3 protein-coding genes and 1 tRNA gene are annotated in these 2,863 nt (G+C 67.1%); 1 reads left to right on the top strand and 3 read right to left on the bottom strand.

Annotation, left to right across the window (positions count from 1 at the left end):
• Positions 1-195, bottom strand: a 195-nt coding sequence (locus ACLN58_RS20360) for a hypothetical protein (protein ID WP_415857052.1), incomplete at its 3' end; no start/stop codon positions are given.
• A 139-nt stretch (positions 196-334) separates the two neighbouring features.
• Positions 335-2,158, bottom strand: coding sequence for a phosphoenolpyruvate carboxykinase (GTP) (locus ACLN58_RS20355; RefSeq protein WP_415857051.1), 1,824 nt, complete (start codon positions 2,156-2,158; stop codon positions 335-337).
• 290 nt (positions 2,159-2,448) lie between these two features.
• On the opposite strand from ACLN58_RS20355, the gene ACLN58_RS20350 reads away from it, so the two are divergent.
• A tRNA-Arg gene (locus tag ACLN58_RS20350) sits at positions 2,449-2,525 on the top strand.
• 37 nt (positions 2,526-2,562) lie between these two features.
• Here the strand turns inward: ACLN58_RS20350 and ACLN58_RS20345 are convergent.
• Entirely contained in the window at positions 2,563-2,721 is a 159-nt protein-coding gene (locus ACLN58_RS20345; protein WP_415857050.1) for a hypothetical protein, read from the bottom strand.
• Positions 2,722-2,863 lie beyond the last annotated feature (142 nt).

The raw sequence follows: 2,863 nt of genomic DNA, 5'->3' as shown, positions 1-2,863 counted from the left end.
CACGAAACCCGGCGGCACCGGGAGACCCGCCGCCAGAAGCTCGCCGAGGTTAGCGCCCTTGCCGCCCGCGTCCGGAAGATCCGCCGCGCGGAGCGAGTCCAAGGGCCTGAGCACGGGCGGGTGGGGCGGGTCAGCGAGGGAGTGGGCGCCGTCGTCCATGGCCCCACGGTACCCGCGCGCGGAGGCGTCGACCACGGGCTCCTGGCCCGATTCAGGCTTACCCGGTCCGCTCCGACGCAGGAGGGCCGCCCCGTGTGCAGCGGGGCGGCCCTCCTAGGGTGTCCGGCGCCGTTCAGTTCGCCGGAGTCTGTTGCGGCCTACGGCCTGGGCATGGTCAGCCGAGGCGCTCTTTGAGGCCGTCGAGCTGGGCCGTGATGCTCTCGGGCAGCGAGCCGCCGAAGCGGGCGAACCACTCCTCGAGGCCGGGAACCTCGGCGTGCCACTCGTCGGCATCGAAGCGGACCGCCTCGTTGACCTGCTCAGGCGTCATGCCGAGGCCCGTGAGGTCGAGGCTCTCGGGCGTCGGGACGAAGCCGATCGGGGTCTCGACAGCTTCCGCCGAGCCCTCGATGCGCTCGATCGCCCACTTGAGCACGCGCGAGTTGTCGCCGAAGCCGGGCCACGCGAAGCCGCCCTCGCGGGTGCGGCGGAACCAGTTCACGAGGAAGATCTTCGGGAGCCTGGCCGGGTTGGCCTTCGCCGAGAGGTTGACCCAGTGGTTGAGGTAGTCGCCCGCGTCGTAGCCGATGAACGGAAGCATGGCCATGGGGTCGCGACGCACCACGCCTACCGCGCCGGCCGCGGCTGCGGTCGTCTCCGAGGAGAGCGTGGCGCCCATGAAGATGCCGTTGGCCCAGTCGCGGGACTGGGTCACGAGCGGGACGGTGGTCTTGCGGCGGCCGCCGAACAGGATCGCGTGCACCTCGACGCCGTCGGGCGCGAAGTAGTCGTCCGCGAGCATGTCGATCTGGTCGATCGGCGTGCAGAACCGCGAGTTGGGGTGGGCGGCCGGGCGGCCGGCCTCGGGCGTCCACTCGTTGCCCTGCCAGTCGGTGAGGTGGGCGGGGACCTCGTCGGTCATGCCCTCCCACCACACGCCGCCCTCGTCCGTCAGCGCGACGTTCGTGAAGATGCTGTTGCCCTTCGCGATGGCGCGCATCGCGTTCGGGTTCGTGCCCCAGCCGGTGCCGGGGGCGACGCCGAAGAGGCCCGCCTCCGGGTTGACGGCGCGCAGCTCGCCGTGCTTGCCGAAGCGCATCCACGTGATGTCGTCGCCGAGCGTCTCGACCTTCCAGCCCTCGATCGTGGGGTCGAGGAGGGCGAGGTTGGTCTTGCCGCACGCGGACGGGAAGGCCGCGGCGACGTTGTAGACCTTGTTCTCGGGGCTCGTGAGCTTAAGGATGAGCATGTGCTCGGCGAGCCAACCCTCGTCGCGGGCCATGACGGACGCAATGCGCAGGGCGTAGCACTTCTTGCCGAGAAGGGCGTTGCCGCCGTAGCCCGAGCCGTACGACCAGATCGAGCGCTCCTCGGGGAAGTGCACGATCCACTTCTCCGGGTTGCACGGCCACGAGACATCCTCCTGACCGGGTGTGAGCGGCGCGCCGACCGAGTGCAGCGCGGGCACGAAGAACGCGCCCGTCTGCTCGATCTTCTTCAGGACGTCCGTGCCGATGCGGGCCATGATGCGCATGGACGCGACAACGTAGGCCGAGTCGGTGATCTCGACGCCGAACTTGGGGTCCTCGGCGTCGAGGTGGCCCATGACGAACGGGATCACGTACATGGTGCGGCCGCGCATGGCGCCGTCGAAGAGGCCCTTGAGCTTGACCTTCATCTCGGCCGGGTCCATCCAGTTGTTGGTGAAGCCGGCGTCGCGCTCGTTGCGCGAGCAGATGAACGTCTGCTCCTCGACGCGGGCCACGTCCGCGGGGTCGGAGAAGGCCGCGAAGGAGTTCGGGAAGGTCTCCGGGTTGAGCCGCGTCAGGGTGCCCGCGGCCACGAGCTCGTCGGTCAGCTGGCGGTACTCCGCCTCGGAACCGTCCACCCAGTGAATCCGTTCAGGCTGAGTCAGTTCCGCGACTTCCTCAACCCAGGACAGCAGGGGCTCGTAGGTGGTGGGGGCTCCTTCAAGAAGCCGAACGCGAGTTGCGCCCATGTCTTCCTCCTTCGCTGGGTCGGCGTGTCCCTCAATGGTAGGGAAGGTGGTCTGTACCACCCGACCTCGTTACATGCCTGAAATGAGAGTGAAACACTCAAAATAGCTGAAATCTAGGGTTTTTGGTCCCGAGGGGCCCTTTTTAAGTGATCAAGGTCACATAGACCGGTACAGTCATGCAGGTCTCATCGCTTTGATTTGGAACCGCGTTGGTCTTCGCGTAAAGTTATTCAGGCCGAAGCGCGAGGAATGCTGTGCGAACTGCAGATCCACGCCAACGCCTCGGAAATGCGCCCATAGCTCAGCTGGATAGAGCGTCTGTCTACGGAACAGAAGGTCGGGGGTTCGAATCCCTCTGGGCGCACCAATGTGATGTGCACCAATGTGATGCATGGGCACATGTTCTACAGATGCATCAAGACATCGACGACACCCCCGGTCTTCGGACCGGGGGTGTCGTGCTTCCCGGCCGCCTTCGGACCGGGGGTGCCGTGACTCCCGACCGCCTTCGCGCCGAGGGCGCCGTGCCTCCCGGCCGCCTTCGCGCCGAGCCCAGTCGCCACGCGGCAGTCACCTTGTTGCGGAGCGCAGTTACCTTCTCGCCGATAAGGCACCCTCGAGGTGACTCCCGTGCCCGAAAGTGACTTGGGTCAGCGAGAGGGTGACTTGGATGAGCGACAAGGCGCCTTCTCCCGTCGGCCACTC

Source organism: Sinomonas sp. G460-2 (genome assembly GCF_047759905.1).
Taxonomy (GTDB): domain Bacteria; phylum Actinomycetota; class Actinomycetes; order Actinomycetales; family Micrococcaceae; genus Sinomonas.
The sequence above is the reverse complement of the archived record's forward strand: the minus strand, read 5'-3'. Positions and strand labels throughout refer to the sequence as shown.

Excerpts from the sequence above, each read along its gene's own strand:
- ACLN58_RS20355 (WP_415857051.1), bottom strand. The coding sequence starts at position 2,158 with ATGGGCGCAACTCGCGTTCGGCTTCTTGAAGGAGCCCCCACCACCTAC.